The organism is Hymenobacter daecheongensis DSM 21074 (assembly GCF_900141805.1).
Classification (GTDB): domain Bacteria; phylum Bacteroidota; class Bacteroidia; order Cytophagales; family Hymenobacteraceae; genus Hymenobacter; species Hymenobacter daecheongensis.
In genome coordinates, this window is the sequence record NZ_FQYN01000001.1 from 24758 (window position 1) to 41693 (window position 16936).

The 16936-nt window shown below is 60.1% G+C and carries 12 protein-coding genes and 1 tRNA gene; 6 read left to right on the plus strand and 7 right to left on the minus strand.

The window, feature by feature from the left end:
* Positions 1-9: 9 nt before the first annotated feature.
* Both lpcA and BUB62_RS00135 read left to right on the plus strand, forming a co-directional pair.
* Complete coding sequence (gene lpcA, locus BUB62_RS00130; RefSeq protein WP_073104671.1) at positions 10-594, plus strand: D-sedoheptulose 7-phosphate isomerase; 585 nt, start codon at positions 10-12, stop codon at positions 592-594.
* Positions 595-777: 183 nt separating this feature from the next.
* Entirely contained in the window at positions 778-2316 is a 1539-nt protein-coding gene (locus BUB62_RS00135) for a YifB family Mg chelatase-like AAA ATPase (RefSeq protein WP_073104674.1), read from the plus strand.
* Between the two features lie 65 nt (positions 2317-2381).
* On the opposite strand, the gene BUB62_RS00140 is transcribed toward BUB62_RS00135, so the two are convergent.
* A tRNA-Lys gene (locus tag BUB62_RS00140) sits at positions 2382-2457 on the minus strand.
* Positions 2458-2699: 242 nt separating this feature from the next.
* Between BUB62_RS00140 and BUB62_RS00145 the strand changes: the two genes are divergently transcribed.
* Positions 2700-3740 (plus strand): quinone-dependent dihydroorotate dehydrogenase, encoded by a 1041-nt coding sequence (locus BUB62_RS00145; RefSeq protein ID WP_073104677.1) that lies wholly within the window; start codon positions 2700-2702, stop codon positions 3738-3740.
* Here the strand turns inward: BUB62_RS00145 and BUB62_RS00150 are convergent, their stop codons facing one another.
* Positions 3741-4445 (minus strand): DUF2306 domain-containing protein, encoded by a 705-nt coding sequence (locus BUB62_RS00150; protein WP_143163963.1) that lies wholly within the window; start codon positions 4443-4445, stop codon positions 3741-3743.
* 300 nt (positions 4446-4745) lie between these two features.
* On the opposite strand from BUB62_RS00150, the gene BUB62_RS00155 reads away from it, so the two are divergent.
* Positions 4746-5312 carry a hypothetical protein gene (locus BUB62_RS00155; protein ID WP_073104683.1) on the plus strand — a complete coding sequence of 189 codons (567 nt, stop codon included), beginning with the start codon at positions 4746-4748 and terminating at the stop codon, positions 5310-5312.
* An 80-nt stretch (positions 5313-5392) separates the two neighbouring features.
* Here BUB62_RS00155 and BUB62_RS00160 read toward each other — a convergent pair whose 3' ends face one another.
* Positions 5393-6505, minus strand: a complete 1113-nt coding sequence (locus tag BUB62_RS00160) for an acyloxyacyl hydrolase (RefSeq protein ID WP_073104686.1) — start codon at positions 6503-6505, stop codon at positions 5393-5395.
* Positions 6506-6773: 268 nt separating this feature from the next.
* On the opposite strand from BUB62_RS00160, the gene BUB62_RS00165 reads away from it, so the two are divergent.
* Together BUB62_RS00165 and BUB62_RS00170 are read left to right on the plus strand one after the other, a co-directional pair.
* Positions 6774-7475: a porin family protein gene (locus BUB62_RS00165; RefSeq protein WP_073104689.1), complete on the plus strand. Its 702-nt coding sequence runs from the start codon at positions 6774-6776 to the stop codon at positions 7473-7475.
* Positions 7476-7636: 161 nt separating this feature from the next.
* On the plus strand, positions 7637-8305 hold the full coding sequence (locus tag BUB62_RS00170; RefSeq protein WP_073104691.1) for a porin family protein: 669 nt from the start codon (positions 7637-7639) through the stop codon (positions 8303-8305).
* A 139-nt stretch (positions 8306-8444) separates the two neighbouring features.
* Here BUB62_RS00170 and BUB62_RS00175 read toward each other — a convergent pair whose 3' ends face one another.
* The 4 genes from BUB62_RS00175 to BUB62_RS00190 all read right to left on the minus strand — a co-directional run bounded on the left by BUB62_RS00175 (position 8445) and on the right by BUB62_RS00190 (position 16930).
* On the minus strand, positions 8445-9806 hold the full coding sequence (locus tag BUB62_RS00175; protein WP_073104693.1) for a dipeptidase: 1362 nt from the start codon (positions 9804-9806) through the stop codon (positions 8445-8447).
* 144 nt (positions 9807-9950) lie between these two features.
* Positions 9951-10367 carry an STAS/SEC14 domain-containing protein gene (locus tag BUB62_RS00180; RefSeq protein ID WP_073104695.1) on the minus strand — a complete coding sequence of 139 codons (417 nt, stop codon included), beginning with the start codon at positions 10365-10367 and terminating at the stop codon, positions 9951-9953.
* A gap of 223 nt (positions 10368-10590) precedes the next feature.
* Entirely contained in the window at positions 10591-11229 is a 639-nt protein-coding gene (plsY, locus tag BUB62_RS00185) for a glycerol-3-phosphate 1-O-acyltransferase PlsY (protein ID WP_073104696.1), read from the minus strand.
* A 253-nt stretch (positions 11230-11482) separates the two neighbouring features.
* Complete coding sequence (locus BUB62_RS00190; RefSeq protein WP_143163964.1) at positions 11483-16930, minus strand: hypothetical protein; 5448 nt, start codon at positions 16928-16930, stop codon at positions 11483-11485.
* Between the last annotated feature and the right edge of the window lie 6 nt (positions 16931-16936).

Consider the following 16936-nt stretch of genomic DNA (forward strand, 5'->3'; position numbering starts at 1 on the left):
CCCGCCGCCGTGCCTGCCCCGCTCACCGAACTCATCCGGGCCGAACTTCTCGAAGCCCGCACCGTGCTAGACCGTTTTCTAGCCGCCCCGCACAACCTCACCAGCATCGAGCAGGCCGCCCGCCTGATGGCCGAAAGCCTGCAGAATCAGGGCAAAATTCTGACCTGCGGCAATGGCGGCTCCCTCTGCGATGCTCAGCACTTTGCCGAGGAGCTGACCGGCCGCTACCGCCAGGACCGCCCCGCGCTGGCCGCCATTGCCCTCACCGAAGCCTCCCACATGAGCTGCGTGGCCAATGACTACGGCTACGACTACGTGTTCAGCCGCTACGTGCAAGCCCTGGGCCGCCCCAACGACGTGCTGCTGGCCATCAGCACCAGCGGTAACTCGCCCAACGTGCTCCGCGCCGCCGAAGCCGCCAAAGCCGCCGGAATGCGCGTCGTGGGCCTCACCGGCAAAGACGGCGGCCAGCTGGCCTCCCTCTGCGACGTGGAAATTCGCGCACCCCACGCCGGCTTCGCCGACCGGGTGCAGGAAATCCACATCAAAGCCATTCATATCATGATTATGCTGATTGAGCAGCTGGTGAAGTAGCTCCTGCGAGTACAGAAAAGAACGTCATTCCGAGCGAAGCCGAGGAATATCGCCTGCTGACGACTGATTACTAATTCAGCGACGCCACGCGAGATTCCTCGGCTTCGCTCGGAATGACGTGCTGGTTATGGCCTAATGCTTCTATCTTAGCCTATTCTTCCCCCCTCCTATCCAACGTGCGCTATGCTTACCAAAACCTACGGCTCGGCCGTGCAGGGTGTCAATGCCAATACCATTACCATTGAAGTCGTCGTGTCGCAGGGCACCAATTTCTTCGTCGTCGGGCTGCCCGACAATGCCATTAAGGAAAGCCAACAGCGCATCGAGGCCGCTTTAAAGTTTCGGGGCTACAAGATGCCGCGCACCAAAGTGGTGATAAACATGGCCCCCGCCGACATCCGCAAGGAAGGCTCGGCCTACGATTTGCCCATTGCGCTGGGCATTCTGCATGCTTCCCAACAGCTGCTCACCGAAAAGCTCGGCGAGTATATCATCATGGGCGAAATGGCGCTGGATGGGGCGTTGCGGCCCATTCGCGGGGTGCTGCCCATTGCAATTCAGGCCCGCAAGGAAGGTTTCAAGGGCATTATGCTGCCGCTGGAAAACGCCCAGGAAGCCGCCATCGTGAACAACCTCGACGTGATTCCCGTCGAGACTATGCAGCAGGCCATCGACTTCTTCGAGGGCCGGCTGGACATTGCGCCCGTCACGCTCGACACGCGCCAGGTGTTTCAGCACGCCGCCAACCAGTACACCGCCGACTTCGCCGACGTGCAGGGCCAGGAAAACATCAAGCGGGCGCTGGAAATAGCCGCCGCGGGCGGCCACAACGTCATTATGATCGGGCCGCCCGGCGCGGGTAAAACCATGCTGGCCAAGCGTTTGCCCAGCATTTTGCCCATGCTCACCATGCAGGAGGCGCTGGAAACCACCAAGATTCATTCCGTGGCGGGCAAGCTCGGGGCCAATGCCTCACTGCTGAACGTGCGGCCCTTTCGCTCGCCCCACCACACCATTTCCGACGTGGCGCTGGTGGGCGGCGGCAGCAATCCGCAGCCCGGCGAAATCTCGCTGGCCCACAATGGTGTGCTGTTTCTGGATGAACTGCCCGAGTTCAAGCGCACGGTGCTGGAAGTGATGCGCCAGCCGCTGGAAGAGCGCCGCGTAACCATCGCGCGGGCTAAAGTCAGCATCGACTTTCCCGCCAGCTTCATGCTCATTGCCAGCATGAACCCCTGTCCCTGCGGCTACTACAACCATCCCGACAAGGAGTGCGTGTGCGGCCCCGGCGTGGTGCAGCGCTACCTCAACAAAGTCAGCGGTCCGCTCCTCGACCGCATCGATCTGCACGTGGAAGTCACGCCCGTCACCTTCGACCAGATGACCGAAACCCGCAAGTCGGAAACCAGCGCCGGCATTCAGCAGCGCGTCGAAACGGCCCGCACGGTGCAGGCGGCGCGCTTCACGGAGTTTCCCGACGTGCATTCCAACGCCATGATGCCACCCCAGATGGTGAAGGATATGTGCCAGATCAGCGACGCGGGCCGCGCCCTGCTCAAAACCGCCATGGAGCGCCTGGGCCTCTCGGCCCGCGCCTACGACCGCATCCTGAAAGTAGCCCGCACCATCGCCGACCTGGCCGGCACCGACGAAATCCGCCTGGAGCACCTAGCCGAAGCTATCCAGTACCGCAGCCTCGACCGTGAAGGCTGGGCCGGCTGAAGCCGCCGCACTCTCGGAAAATCAGAAAACAAAAAACCCTCACTGCATTACGCAATGAGGGTTTTTGGTGATCCCGCTGGGATTCGAACCCAGGACCCGTACATTAAAAGTGTACTGCTCTACCAGCTGAGCTACAGAATCATTTTCCCGGCCGCGAAGATTGATTTCCGCTTTGTGGGGGTGCAAAAGTGCCAGTCTTCTCGCTCGTATCCAAATTTTAGCAGGCTTATCTGCTGACTTAGCCAGCTACTAAGATGATATCTGCTTAATTATCATGCGAATAACTTTGTAAAAAAAGCTGCCTGTTAAGGCATCATATTACGCGTTATTCTACGGGAATAAGTTAGGAGCTTTGCAGCGCCCACTCCTTGCTGCGGCCTGCCATGTACAAAGCCCTGCTGAAACCCTTGCTCTTTCAACTGGATGCCGAGCAGGCCCACCACTTCGTTTTCGACAACCTGAAACGTGGCCTTCGGGTGCCGGGCATGGCGGCACTGCTGCGCCAGCTCTACGATTTTGAGCATCCGGGGCTGATGCGGGAAGTGTTCGGGCTGACGTTTCGCAACCCCGTGGGGCTGGCCGCGGGCTTCGATAAGAACGGCGAGCTGACCGACGAGCTGGCCACGCTGGGCTTCGGCTTCGTGGAAATCGGGACGGTGACGCCGCGGGCGCAGCCGGGCAACGCGGCGCCACGGCTGTTCCGGCTGCCGGCCGATGAGGCGCTGATTAACCGCATGGGCTTTAATAACGACGGGGCGGCCGTGGTGGCGCAGCGGCTGCGCCAGCGTCGCTCGGGCATCATAATCGGCGGCAACATCGGCAAGAACAAGGACACCCCCAACGAGCACGCCGCCGCCGATTACGTGGCTTGCTTCGAGGCGCTTTATGGCGTGGTCGATTATTTCGTGGTCAACGTCAGCTCGCCCAACACGCCCAATCTGCGGGCACTGCAGGAAAAGGAGCCGCTGATCCGGCTGCTGCAGCAGGTGCAGGAGCGCAACCTGGCTAAGGCCAAGCCCAAGCCGCTGCTGCTCAAAATAGCCCCCGACCTCACCGACGGCCAACTCGACGACATCCTGCTCATTGCCCGCGAAACCAACCTCAGTGGCCTGGTAGCCACCAACACCACTATTAGCCGCGCGGGCCTGACCACGCCGGCAGGCGCTGTGACCGGTATGGGCGCAGGTGGGCTGAGCGGTCGGCCCTTGCGGCAGCGGGCCACGGAAGTTATCCGCTACTTGCACCGGCGCAGCGAGGGCAGCCTGCCGATCATCGGGGTGGGCGGCATTGCCTCGGCAGCCGATGCGCTGGAAAAGCTGGCGGCCGGCGCGGCGCTGGTGCAGCTCTACACTGGTTTTATCTACGAAGGGCCGGCACTGGTGAAGCACATCAATCAGGCGCTGGTGCGGGGGCAGCAGGGCTAGTCAGCGCGGCGGGGCTGGTTCCGGCTGAATACGCACGGCGGCTACTTCGGCGGGCGGGCGGCCTTGGGCAAATTGGGCTTTGTAGCGGCGCTGCGTCCAGATCAGCGGGGGCACCATGAGCAGCGTGGGCCACAGAAAATTGAGCGGAAACGGAATGAAGGTGAGGCTGGTGGCTGAAAATGCCGAAACGGCCGCAATGTAGGAGCCCACAAAGCCCGATATGTGGTTCAGCAGCCACTGGCCAGCCGGCCACGGGCCTGTCCGCAAAAAGCCCCGGATCTGGCGTAGCGTCGTCATCAGCCCAATGCCACCAAAGACGACCGGCACCGGATTCTGGCGCAGATGCAGCAGGCCATATACTATCGTGCCGGCAAATACCAGCGTGCCCAGCCCCACGCCCAGCCAATCGGCCAAAGCCGGGCGGGCCTCGCCGCGGGCCAGCTTTTTGTGGTATAAAGACCGATAGCCAAACCAGGCCAGATACAGGCTAAAAATGCCCGTGAGCAGCAAAAACGTAAGCCCATTGTAGGCCGCCGACACAATGGCTGTAGTGCCTGCTACCAGCATTGACCAGAAGAAAATACGCCCCCAAAGCCGGTGCGCGGCCCCACCCTTGCGCACGTACAGCGCCGCCGGAGCCACAAAAAAGCCGATAAAGCCCGCCGTGATGTGAAGCCAGCGGTTGGCCAGCAGAAAGGTTTCCATGCGCAAGAGAGTTGTAGAGCGGGTTCAACTAAACACCCTTGAAATAAGCAGATTGCTGGAAGTCCACCCAAAAAAACATGCTCAAGTAGCAAACGGCAATGCTGAAGCGCCTGAGTTTGTGTCTGAATGCTAAACTGGTGGTGACGTTAGAATAGAGTTTTAGCACAAATACTTTGAAATACAAAGTACTTTAGTTTCATTTACACCGTCGCTGTTATCTGCAGTAGCAACGATAGCCAACGGGCGAAGCTGACTACACCTCACTTTGATAATTCTTCCTAACCTCTCATCGACTTTGCCATGACCCCATTGCTCAAAAACCTTGTCCGGCTGGCACTTGCCACTGCGTTTGTTCTACTGATTCCGCTGGTGGCAATGCAGTTTACCCACGAAGTAGTCTGGACAGTTACCGATTTCGTATTCGCCGGCACGCTGCTGTTTGGCACGGGGCTTACCTACGAGCTGATTGCGCGCAAGGGCGGCACCAGGGCCTACCGGCTGGCGGTGGGCGTGGCACTGGCAGCAGGGTTTCTGCTCATCTGGCTTAATCTGGCCGTTGGCCTCATCGGGAGCGAGCAGAACCCGGCCAATTTGCTCTACGGCGGGGTGCTCGTGGTTGGCATCACAGGGGCTTTGCTGGCTCGCTTCCGGCCGCAGGGTATGGCACGTACGCTGCTACTGATGGCGGCGGCCCAGGTGCTGGTGCCCGTGCTGGCCCTGTTGCTCTGGCAGCCCCGAACCATTTTGGGTGCCGACTTTGCCGAGGTCCCCATTGTGTTGGGGGTCACGGCACTTTTTGTAACGCTTTGGGTTGGTGCGGCTTGGCTGTTTCGATATGCAGGCACCCGTAGCCTGCAGCAGGGCTGAAAACCAGCGTGGTAGCTGACGCGAAGCTAAATCGGGCCGAGGGCTACTCCCTAAGTAGCAGCTCTCGGCCCGGATTTTTCTTACAGCGTAGCTCCGATTTTCAGCTCGATTACATCAGCGGCGCCACGGTGTATTTTGAGGTCAACGGCGCTCCAGAGACGGTTGGTGAGGTGGTATTTGAGGCCCAGGCGCTCGTAGTAGAATTTGTTGGACTTGTAAGGATTGTAGACGTAGAAGCCCAGGTGCGCCACGAAGGCCAGGCGGCCAAACAGCAGCTCGTGGCCCACCAACACGCCGGCTTTTTTCACGTCGGGGCGGGGTATGCCGGCGCGCGTGGTATCCTGGAGCTGGGCCACCAGGCTACGGTCGTAGAAGCCTTCCAGGCCCAGCACCAGGTTGCTTTTGCGGTTCACGCGGCGGCCCGCCACCACCGATACGGAGTTGACGAGGTACTTGCGGCGGTCCGACTCGTTGCGCTGCTTCCAGCCGATACTGGTGCTCAGGTCCAGAAAATTACGCCCGATTTCGGCCGGCGCATCCAGCGCGGGGTTGGCGGCCAGCGGCTGAAACGGGTGCTGCTGATGGTAATTGAAGCCCATCAGCACGGTGGGCAGATTGATACCGAAGTTGGGCTTGGTGGTGGCCCCATTCGAATAGTGATTCAGCCCCAGCCCAAGCAGCAGCCCCCAGTGCTCGGCCACAGCCACATCGTACTCCAGCCGGGTTTGCAGGGTGGCATTCAGCCGCGAGCTGACGATGGTGTTCTTGTGGTTGGTTTCCTGATCGAAGCGCACCGGGAAGTAGCCCAGGCCGGTGCCGATGCGGAAGTTCAGCTCGTGCCGGCTGGTGCGCAGGAAGGTTTTGTTCAGGTAGAGGCTGCTGGCGTAGGAACGCCCCAGCACGGGGTTGTGGTAGTCGTAGTACACGAAGTTGACCCCGATTTTGGGGTACTTATACCACGCGTGCCACGGCTCCGAGCCGTTGGTCTGGCGCTGCACGTTCAGCTCGAAGCCCGTGGGGTGCGACACGGCCAAGTGCTTTACCGAGGGCGTGTGCGCGATGATGAAGCTGCCCTGAGCGTAGGCCCCTAGAATAAGCGGGCCTTTGGGCAACGCGGGTGCCACCTGCTGCGCCCAAAGCGGGCCGCTAAGCAGGCCCGCCAGAGCCGAAACTACTACTCGGGGAAGGCGCAAAATAACTGAAGGCATAAGGCGGAAAAAGAGCTTCCCAAAATTAGCGAAAGCCCTTGTACCACGCGGCCCAAATGCCTGAACCGGCTGCCGCTACGGGCGCGGCCAACGCCCGCCTACGGACCAGCTAGCCAACCAGTACAGTGTTAAATCATTGCTCAACCGCAACATTCTTGCTGCTTTCTACGGTAAGAGGGCCAAATCTACCCACCCAGATTCGATACCGGCCACCCATTTGCCGGTTCATTTTTCACCCTCAAATTTCCATCTTATGAAAAAGATTGCAGTACTGGCTTTGTCTCTTTTGAGTGTTTCGGCTGCTAAAGCGCAGGACGCGGGCGGCTTCCGCATCGGCGTGAAAGCCGGCGCTACCTATTCCACCGTCAATGGCCGCGACTCTGAAAAGCTGTTCAATAATGGCCAAGACAACAAGCTGGGCTTCAACGCGGGTCTGGCTTTCACCATTCCGCTCACCAGCGACGGGTTTGCCTCGTTTGCGCCCGAAATCCTTTTAAACCGCAAGGGCTACGAGGCCAAATCGCAGACGACTACGGGACTACCAGCTGGGGTTTCCAAGGTTGAAAACGAGTATAAGCGTACCCTGACCTACATTGAGGTGCCGCTGCTGGCTAAAATCAACGCCGGCGGCCTGTTCTTTGAGCTGGGCCCGCAAGTAGGCTACATGGCTCGCTCCAGCCAGGATCAGCAGACCATCACCAAATTCACCAACGGCGACAAAGACAAAGTGAACGACAACACGAGCGACGGCAAAGAGGATCTGGCCAGCTTCGACATCGGCGGTATTGCCGGCGTAGGCTACCAGACCGAAAGCGGCCTGAGCATCGGGGTTCGCTACAACCAGGGCTTCAAAACGCTGTTTGATACGAAAAACGTGAATGGCAAAGACGAAGACCGCGCCTTCAACACGGCATACATGCTCCAGATCGGCTACCTGCTGCCGCTGGGCAAATAAGCTAGCCGCAACTCCCTGAAAATGTGGCTTCCAGACCGGGAGCCACATTTTTTTTGGCCCCAGCCCACCAGATTGGCCCAAAAATGGTGTTCAGGGCCTAACGCTGCCCGCCGCACTGGCGGGCAGCGCTTGTGCATCTTTCACCAATTTTCTTTTGCACCATGAAAAAGACCTCTTTCCTACTGGCCGCGCTTCTTTCCGCTGGCGCACTGTTTTCGTCATCGGCTCAGGCGCAGGTACGGCTGGGCCTCAAAGCCGGCGCTAACTACTCCAACCTATCCGGCGACCTGACCAACGAGGACCGGTACGAAAGCAAATTCGGCCCCCACGGCGGCCTGATGGTTAATTTTGACGTGACGGGCGACGGGTTTTTCTCGGTGCAGCCCGAGCTGCTGTATTCGCAGAAAGGCTTTCAGTACGCCGACAATAAATTTACCATTGCCAACAATACTTACACCTACAAAGGCAAGGTGAACTACAACTATCTGGAACTGCCGGTGATGCTGAAAATCAACGCCGGGGGCCTGTTTTTTGAGGCCGGCCCGCAGGTGGGCTACCTGATGAGCGTAAACGACAACGTGGAAACGACCCTTAACGGCCAGCCGCAGAGCAAGTCGAACACCTACACCAACCTCGACAACACGAACCGCGTGGAGCTGGGCTACGCGGCGGGCCTGGGCTACCAGTCGGAAGCCGGACCGCTGGTGGGACTGCGCTACAACGGCGGCCTGAGCAAATACGGCAAGAGCGACGCGCCGGCCAACGACTTCAACAACGCCCGAAATTCGGCCATTCAGCTGTATGTAGGCTATATGTTCGGCGGCAAATAGTCAACTTGCCATCTCACAAGAAAGCCCGGTTCCTACACAGGAATCGGGCTTTCTTGTGAAGTAGTGAAATAGTGAGTTTGATGTTCTGGCTGCGCAAGTGGCGCAAACCGAACATCACACTCACTATCTCACTATCTCACTACTTCATCGCCGCGGCGTAGTTGCGGAAGAAGTGCGGGATGGTTTCGATGCCTTTCAGGAAGTTGAAAACGCCGAAATGCTCGTTGGGCGAGTGGATGGCGTCTGAATCGAGGCCGAAGCCGAGCAACACGGTATCCAAGCCCAGCTCGCTCTTGAACATGGCCACGATGGGAATGGAGCCCCCGCCGCGGGTAGGAATGGGGCGCGTGCCGAACGTGGCTTCCATGGCATCGGCGGCGGCTTTGTAGGCTACCGAGTCGGTGGGCGTTACGACGGGCTCGCCGCCGTGGTGGGGCATCACCTTCACCGTGACGCCGCTGGGGGCAATGCTTTCGAAGTGCCGCTGGAACAGGGCCGTGATTTCGTCGGAGGTCTGGTGGGGCACCAGGCGCATCGAGATTTTGGCGTAGGCCTTGGAGGCGATGACCGTTTTGGCCCCTTCGCCGGTGTAGCCGCCCCAGATGCCGTTCACATCCAGCGTGGGCCGGATGCCGATGCGCTCCACGGTGGTGTAGCCTTTTTCGCCGTAGGTATCGGGCAAGCCGATGCTCTGCTTGAACTCGTCGTCGGAGTGCGGCACGCGGTTCAGCTCGGCGCGCTGCTCGTCGGTGAGCACGGCTACATTGTTATAAAACTCGGGGATGGTAATGTGGTTGTTCTCGTCGTGCAGCGAGGCAATCATCTTGCAGAGCACGTTGATGGGGTTGGGTACGGCCCCGCCGTAGATGCCGGAGTGCAGGTCGCGGTTGGGGCCGGTCACTTCCACCTCGTGGTAGCTCAGGCCGCGCAGCCCCACCTCAATGCTGGGCACGTCGTTGGCAATCATGCCGGTATCCGAAATCAGAATCACATCCGCCTTCAGCTTCTCCTTGTTGGCTTTCACGAAGATGCCCAGATTGCTGGAGCCTACTTCTTCCTCGCCCTCAAACATGAACTTCACGTTGCAGGGCAGCTCGCCGTCCTGCATCAGCACCTCAAAGGCCTTTACGTGCATGTACACCTGGCCTTTGTCGTCGCAGGCGCCGCGGGCGTAGATTTTGCCGTCTTTAATCACCGGCTCAAAGGGCGGCGAGGTCCACAGCTCGTAGGGGTCGGCGGGCTGCACATCGTAATGGCCGTATACCAGCACAGTGGGCAGGGCGGGGTCGGTTATTTTCTCGCCGTACACGATGGGGTTGCCGGCCGTCTGGCACAGCTCCACGTTCTGCACGCCCACTTCTTCCAGCCGGGCTTTGAGGTAGTCAGCAGCTTTCAGCACATCGGCGTGGAACTTAGGATCGGCCGAAACGGAGGGAATGCGCAGCCAGTCGAGCAGCTCGCTCAGGAAACGGTCTTGGTTCTGTTCGAGGAAAGAAGCCATGCGGAGAGGTTGGGAAAGGGGTGAGAAGAATGGATGGTAAAAGTAGCCAACGAATACATAGGCCCGCTCAGAAATCGGAGTTAAAACAAAGCACCCCTCCTTTTTCGGGGAGGGGTGCTTTGTTTCAGGGTTGGTGAAGTAAGGCTACTTCAGCTGCTCGGGGCACTGGCTCAGCCAGGCTTTGGCCTCCACTTCATTGCCAAACACGCGGCCTTCAAAAGCCGTGAGCTGGGCGTAGAAGTTGGCCGCCGACGAATCGGCCATCGAGTCGGGGGTGGCAATGAGGGCGAAGTAGCGCAGGCCGGCGGCAGCGGCGTTGGGGGCCCACACGTTGATAACCCAGTCCATGGAATGGTCCCAGGGGCCCAGCACTTTGCGCGTATCGTTCAGCACGCGCTGAAAGCCGGACTGGGCCAGCGCCTGCGTGTAGGCGTGCGCCCCGGCCTTGATGCTATCGGCGGTGAGGTAGCCGGCCCAATCCACCGCAATCCAGCGGTTTTCCGGGTCGTCCTCGATGGTGATGTAAGGCCGTCCGAGGGAGCTTTTGAGTTCTTGTTTCATTCGAAATGTGGCAGAACGGCACCGCCCGAGGGCAGCCGGCTGGTAGGAGAAGGGAGCGGGAAATGGATAGAATCTGGGGCGGAAGTAGCGCTGGCCCAGGCAAGAAATAGCTAACGAGAATCTACCATCAGTAAGGCTTACAAAGATAACCACATTGCACCGCAAGCCCTAACGCGCCGGGCAATCAAAACCGGCCTGGTCGGGGTGAGGAGCATATCCTGTTCTACTTCCTTCCAAACATCGGCACCCGGCTCTCCGTGCCGCTCCGCAGCCGGCTAATATTGGCCCGGTGAGTATAAATAAGCAGAACCGCCAGCACGAAGCCGAAAACCAGCAGCAGGCTATTGTCAGGGCGAAACGGGGGCAGCAGCTGAAGCAGGGCGAAGGCCACGCCGGCCGTCATGGAGGCTAGGGACACGTAGCGGAACAGCACCAACATGAGCAGGAACACCAAGATGCACACGCCGACCGTAGCCGGAGCAATGGCCAGCATCATGCCCAGCACCGTGGCCACGCCCTTGCCCCCGCGAAACTGCGCGAAGACGGGGTAAATGTGCCCCAGCACCGCCAGCACCCCACACGCCAGCTGGAAATACAGCAGCTGCCTCGGCTGAATCGCGCCTTGGTTCAGCATCACGGTAGCCATCATGGTGGCGGCCCAGCCTTTGAACACGTCGATGGCCATAACGACGGAACCGGGCCGCTTGCCCAGCACTCGGAACGTGTTGGTGGCGCCCGCATTGCCGGAGCCGTGCTCCCGGATATCGAGGCCGAAAAACCGTCGACCCACCCACAGCGCCGTGGGAATGGAGCCGATGAGGTACGCGGCCACGAGCAGGGCGAGGATGAGGGGTAGGTTCATGGAGAAAGAGATAGAGCGGGTGAGGTGGCCAAAGATAGAAAAACCCCTTACGCTGGCCCCTTGTGCCAACCCCTCCCCAACCCCTCCCCAAAAGGGAGGGGCTTTAGCTTTAGAATTTAAACTGCCAGAAAGCTACAATTAGAGCCCCTCCCTTTTGGGGAGGGGTTAGGGAGGGGTTGGGGTTGGGGAGTGGTAAACAAACAGCCCCGCGCCGGATACCGGGCGGGGCTGCGTGTTCGGGGCAGGAGGCGGGTTAGGAGTCGCCGAAGGGGTCGTCTTCCTTCTTTTTCTTCTTTTTTTCGTCTTCCTTGGCCTTCTTCTCTTCCTCTTTTTTGAGCTTTTCCGCCTCTTTGGCTTTGCGCTCTTCCTCCTTTTTGGCTTGAGCGGCTTCCTTAGCCGCATCCTTGGTATCAGCGGAGGCCGGGGTTTCGGTAGGAGCCGGGGCGGCAGGTTTTTCTGCCGGGGCAGCGGGTGGCGCGGCGGGTTTCTCTACCGCGGCTTCTTCCTTCTTTTTCTTTTTGCCGGTGTCCTCGGTGGGCGGGGCCGGCTCGGCCGCGGCGTTGTCGAAGGGGTCAGCGTCCTTGCTCTTTTTCTTCTTCTTGCCGGTGTCCTCGGTGGGGAAATCGCCGGCGGGCGGGGTGCCGGCGTCGTTGGCGGCGGCTTCTTCCTTGGCCTTCTTTTTCTTCTTCTTATCGTCCTCAGCAAAGTCGAAGTTGCCGGTGCTGGCGGGGCGCGAGCTGACGGCTTTGGTCTTGCTGTTGTCGCCGAGGAAGTCTTTGCGGAAGTGGCGGGTGAAGCTGTCCTTTTCCTGGTCGTCGCCGAGGTAGAAGCCGTATTCGGTGGCCGTGTTGTAGTCGCCTTTGGCCTTGAAGCCGATGATTTCGTCGAAGGAACCGTGCTGGGCCTTGGCCAGCAGCACGTTGTTGGAGTAGCGGATATGATACCAGGTCTGCGGCTCGGCCTCCAGGTACATTTCCACCGCGTCGCCGGTGCTTTCCTTCTTGATTTCGATGTAGCCGTCAATCAGGGCGTTGATGTCCTTCTTGCCGATACTCACCAGCCCGATCTTGCCCACCGAATACCAGGCATTCAGCTTGGGGCTCCAGCGCAAGTTTACCTGACTGAGCACCAGCGTGTGCAGGAATTTCGGCGACACCTTCTGCAGGGCCACGTAGTTGCCTTTGCGGTCGGTGTAGTTCTGCACGGCCTTGCTGCCGATGAACTCGCCCATCTTATACAGCTGCTCCTGCGAGCCGGTAAGCGCTTCGGGCAGGCCGCGGGCGTTGGTGGCCATATCCGTGCCCATCGCCTCAATGGCCTTTTCGGGCATATTGATGTCGAAGGTCATGAACGTGTTGAGCTTGTACACGTTGCTGTCGGGCTTCACGTAGCCCAGGCCGGCGGCGGTCAGGTTGTAGTCCTTGTTGGAGTTGATTAGGTTGAGCTTGCCGCGCAGGTTGATGGCTCCCGTGGAGTCTTCCAGCGTGAGCACGCTGCCCTCATACACGTTTGGGTCCGAGAGGTCGTTGCGGGTGATGGTGTACTGGCGCTTCTTGATGTCGTAGCTCAGCGTACCATCCACTTGAAACAGGTTCATATCCGTGATGCCGGGCTTCACGGCCACAAACAGCGGGTACACTTTCATGGAAGCATCCGACACGAACAGGCCCGTCACCATCGGCGTGCCGTCTTCCGATTTGGGCTCGGTAAGGCGGATGCGGATGCCCTTGGGGTCGATGCTGTCCTGCACGGCAAACCACTCGGCCGAGCTGGGCGTTTTGCTGAACTCCAGGCGGCTCTGGCCATCGAAGGTGAAGCCGCGCTTCTGCGAGTTCAGGTTTACGGCCCCGCGGTAGGCAATGCGCGGCGCGAGGTGAAACTTATCGGTGGCGGCAATGGTGGCCACGGCCGTGGTGGGCGGCGCAAACGGCGCGTCCTCGTCACCTTTCTTCTTCAGCAGGCCCTTGGGGCTGGCCGCCTTGCCGCCCTTGCCCGGCTTGCCGCCCAGCGCCGCCGCCGAATCCACGGCGAAGCTGCTGAACTTGATGGCAAACGAGTCGGCGGCGGTTTTGTAGCTATATAAAGCATTGCCGGTGAAGGATGTACGCGAGAGCACCTTGATGTCGCCTTTGTAGAGGCGGTGGTATTTGAAAAGCGAGTCCATCACGATATCCGCGTTCTGGAACGCCCGCATCTGGGCGTTGGGCAGCACGTACACCTTGTTGCTGTCGGGCGTAATCCAGCTGTCGGCGGCGGCAATGTAGGGCACGCCGCCGGCCACCAGGCGGTAGCGGCTCAGGTCGTACTGGCCGCTGCTGGCCCGGAATTTCAGGCCTTTCTGCTCGGGCTTGGTCGAGTAGAAATAGGAGCGCGACGAGTCGGCTCCGGCGGCCACGCGCATCTGCACCATCTTCTTCTTGAAGTCCCACTTGCCGCCGCTGAGGGTGGTTTTGTAGTCGGAATACGGCAAATCGATGCTGGCCTTGCTGCCCTCCACGCGGGCAAAGTCGGCGTAGCCCTGCTTGATGTCGTAGGCAAAATCTACCTCGTTGGCCGTCAGGGCGGGCTTGTTCACCTCCGCCGACTTAATGCTCAATGTAGACTTCTTGCCCGAGTAGCTGCTGGGCTTAAACACGAAGGAGCGCGAGCGGATAAACGACTGCGGACCATCCATTCGGCCATCGCCGTAGAGGCCGCCGGGCGTGAGAATAGTGGTGCCGCGGAAGGTGTAGTCGCCGTTGTAGTACTTCATCGGCTGGGCCTCCTTGGCCGTGCTCAGGTACATCGAGTCCTGCTTCACGGCCCACTTCATCTGGTAGCCCGGCAGCAGCGTCACCTTAGCAAAATCGACCCCATTGAGCGGCCCCTGGCCAATGGTGGCCGTTTTGCCCACCGTCACTACCGAGTCGCGGTAGAAGATGAACTGGTCGCTGAGAAACTCACCGGTCAGGTAGTTCATCTTGCCCACGCCCTGAATGCCGCGGTTGCTCATGGTCACCTTGTTATACAGCTTGCCCTTGCCGCCATACAGCGGAAATCCTTCTTTGGGCACGTCGTACACGAAGCCCAGCGAGCCATCTTCCTGAAGGCTCAGCTTGGTTTTGAAGCTAGGCATGATACCGCCTGACACGAACGTACCCTTGAAGCCCACGGCCGAGCGGTTCTTGTTGTTGAGCGAGTCGAGGCGGAAGGGCGGAATGTCGAAATACACCGCCGTATCGTAGGCGCCGCCCAGCACTTCGGGCTTGTTGAAGAATACGTAGGCCCCGGTGCTGGCATCGAACGAGGGGAAAGCGCCCAGCTTCTTGCGGCCCGATTTGTTGTTGGGCGCGTTGATGTAGAGGCGGCCGGCCGAGGTTTTGTTCTTGTTGGTGAGGGTGAAATCCGACTCCTTGCGGGCCTTCATCACCGAGCCTTTCGTGCCCTTGCCCTTCACGATGATGGAGTCAATCTTGACCAGATCGACATAAAAGCCGTCGTAGTCAAACTTGAATTCCTTGCCTTTAAAGATAAACGCCGAGGCCACTACGGTGCCATTGAACAGCACGCCCCGGTTTTTCTGAATGCGGATGGTGCTCGAATCAGGCTTCACGAACACCGTCACGGAGTCGTCGGAGAAGTTGAAGCGGTCCACGCCGCGCACGATCAGGTCGTTGTTGGAGAGGTCCAGCGTGGCGTTCTTGCCGTTCGGCGACAAGGATTTGATGGCAATGTGGTCGTAGTCCTTGCGCCCGCGCGACGAATTCACGTAGTGCTGGGCCTTGGGCAGCAGCGTAATCTGCTCGGTCTGGGGGTTCCACTTCACGTAGCCGTCGCGGGCCAGCCCGGCCACGGCCGAGCGCACGTTGTCTTCCTTCAGCTTGAGGTGGGTGGCGGCCTCCTGCACGGTAAAAGATTTCACGTTGCCGTTGGCCTGGCTGTAGCCCACCACCATCTGCAGCGGGTGCAGCTTATTGATGGACTTGATCTGCTGGTAGCGGGTGTTGGTGTAGAATTCCTTGCTCTCGAAGTTGGCCGTTACCTGGTTTTTGGCCGTCAAGATGGCAAACTGGATGTTGTTGGTGCGCAGCGGCCAGGTCAGCATCTCAGTCTGAATCTCCATCTGGTGGTAGGAGTCGGCGTAGGGCGTGGTTTTGTAGAGGCCTTCCTCGCGGGCCAGCTGCAGCACCTGCCGGTTTTTGGAAAACTTCAGCTTCACGCCGGGGTGCGTCAGCGAGTCGCTCTTATCCTGAAAAATGGTAACCGCCGCCCGGTTGGCCGAAATCAGCGAGTCGCCCAGCACGTAGGCGCTGGAAGAGGCCCGGAACTTGGGCTTGCCGTCGATTTCGACGATAATGCGCGACAAACTGCCATCCAGCGAGGCCGACAGCGTGCGGGCCCCGGCCAGCGAGAAGCCGCCGTAGTAGCGGATGTTGTCGCCAATGTTCTTGACGCGGGCATCGTTGGTGAGCGAAATAAAGCGCGGGTAGCCCGAATCGGTGGCGCCGGGCTTTTTCTTGAGGCTTTTGTAGGCAAACGCGCCCTGAATGGGCGCTTCCAGCACCGCCGGATAGGTCAGCGTCATCGGCTGGGCCGTCAGTTCGGCTTTGGTGAAGTCAAAGTCGAAATTGGTGAAGTCAGCCGTCACCAGGTTCTGCTTGATGGACCACACGTATTGCCCGCCCTGCCCCACAAAGCGGTTGGTGCCCGGCACCACGGCCCCGCTCACCTTCCGGATGAAGATGGAGTCGCCGGTGGTGGCCATAAACAGGTCGGCATCCTTGAGCAGCAGCACCGGCCCGCGGGTGGGCGGGGCCACGTAGGTATCGTAGGCCGAGTAGGAAGGCGCGGGTTCCGGCTCCGGCTCGGGGGCCGTTACCGGGGCGGGCTTGGCACCGGGCGCAGCTTTGACGGGGGCTTTGGCGGCGGGTTTCTTTTTGGGCGTGCCCCAGCCGTCGTCGTCGCTGCTGCTGCCCCAGCCGCTGCCGCCCCAGTCGTCGGCGGTGTCCCAGCCGCTGCTGCTTTTTTTCTTGGGCGCGGGCTTTTTGGCGGGTGTGCCGGTGGTTTTGATGGGCGCGCCGGTATACACTGGCGTGGAGGTAGCGGCTGGCGCGGCGGGCTTGGGCGGCGCGGGCACTACCGGCTGGGGCATGTCGGTTTCGTTGTAGGCGAAGCTGAAGGTGCCGCCAATCACGCGCAGCCGGTTGTAGCGCGAGCTGTAGAGGTACTTGGTATCCAGAAACTGGGCCGAGGTGAGCAGGAACCGCTCGGTGTCGCGCACGGGCTCCCGCTCCAGCGTTTTGGCCGTCACGCCCAGAAACTCGTCCATCTGCGCGTCGGAGAAGTTCTGCACCCGCGCCCCCGCCGTCACGGCATTGAACAGGGCCTCGAAGTGGGGCCGGGGCTTAAACTTGCGGGCCAGCATCTGCTGGGCAATGGCCACGATGCGCCCCTGCTGGGTGGCTGTGAGCTTGTTGCTGGCCCACAGCTGCTGCAGCCGGGCGGCGCTGGCCTTGGCCGCCGCATTGTTGGTCGTCACCATCATCGACTGCACATCGATGATAAACTGCGCGGGCTCGGTGGCCAGCTTGCCCGTGAATTTGGGCAGCACCGGCGCGGCCGGGGCCGTGGTGGGCTGCTGCACTGGTTTCTTTTGCGCCCACGCCGGAGCGCTTAGTCCCAGCGCCAGGGCGCAAAGCCACCCAAAAACGATTTGCTTCATACTTTT

Excerpts from the sequence above, each read along its gene's own strand:
- BUB62_RS00175 (WP_073104693.1), bottom strand. The coding sequence starts at position 9,806 with ATGGCTTCTTTCCTCGAACAGAACCAAGACCGTTTCCTGAGCGAGCTG.
- BUB62_RS00145 (WP_073104677.1), top strand. The coding sequence starts at position 2,700 with ATGTACAAAGCCCTGCTGAAACCCTTGCTCTTTCAACTGGATGCCGAG.
- BUB62_RS00135 (WP_073104674.1), top strand. The coding sequence starts at position 778 with ATGCTTACCAAAACCTACGGCTCGGCCGTGCAGGGTGTCAATGCCAAT.
- BUB62_RS00155 (WP_073104683.1), top strand. The coding sequence starts at position 4,746 with ATGACCCCATTGCTCAAAAACCTTGTCCGGCTGGCACTTGCCACTGCG.
- BUB62_RS00165 (WP_073104689.1), top strand. The coding sequence starts at position 6,774 with ATGAAAAAGATTGCAGTACTGGCTTTGTCTCTTTTGAGTGTTTCGGCT.
- BUB62_RS00190 (WP_143163964.1), bottom strand. The coding sequence starts at position 16,930 with ATGAAGCAAATCGTTTTTGGGTGGCTTTGCGCCCTGGCGCTGGGACTA.
- plsY (WP_073104696.1), bottom strand. The coding sequence starts at position 11,229 with ATGAACCTACCCCTCATCCTCGCCCTGCTCGTGGCCGCGTACCTCATC.
- BUB62_RS00150 (WP_143163963.1), bottom strand. The coding sequence starts at position 4,445 with ATGGAAACCTTTCTGCTGGCCAACCGCTGGCTTCACATCACGGCGGGC.
- BUB62_RS00170 (WP_073104691.1), top strand. The coding sequence starts at position 7,637 with ATGAAAAAGACCTCTTTCCTACTGGCCGCGCTTCTTTCCGCTGGCGCA.
- BUB62_RS00180 (WP_073104695.1), bottom strand. The coding sequence starts at position 10,367 with ATGAAACAAGAACTCAAAAGCTCCCTCGGACGGCCTTACATCACCATC.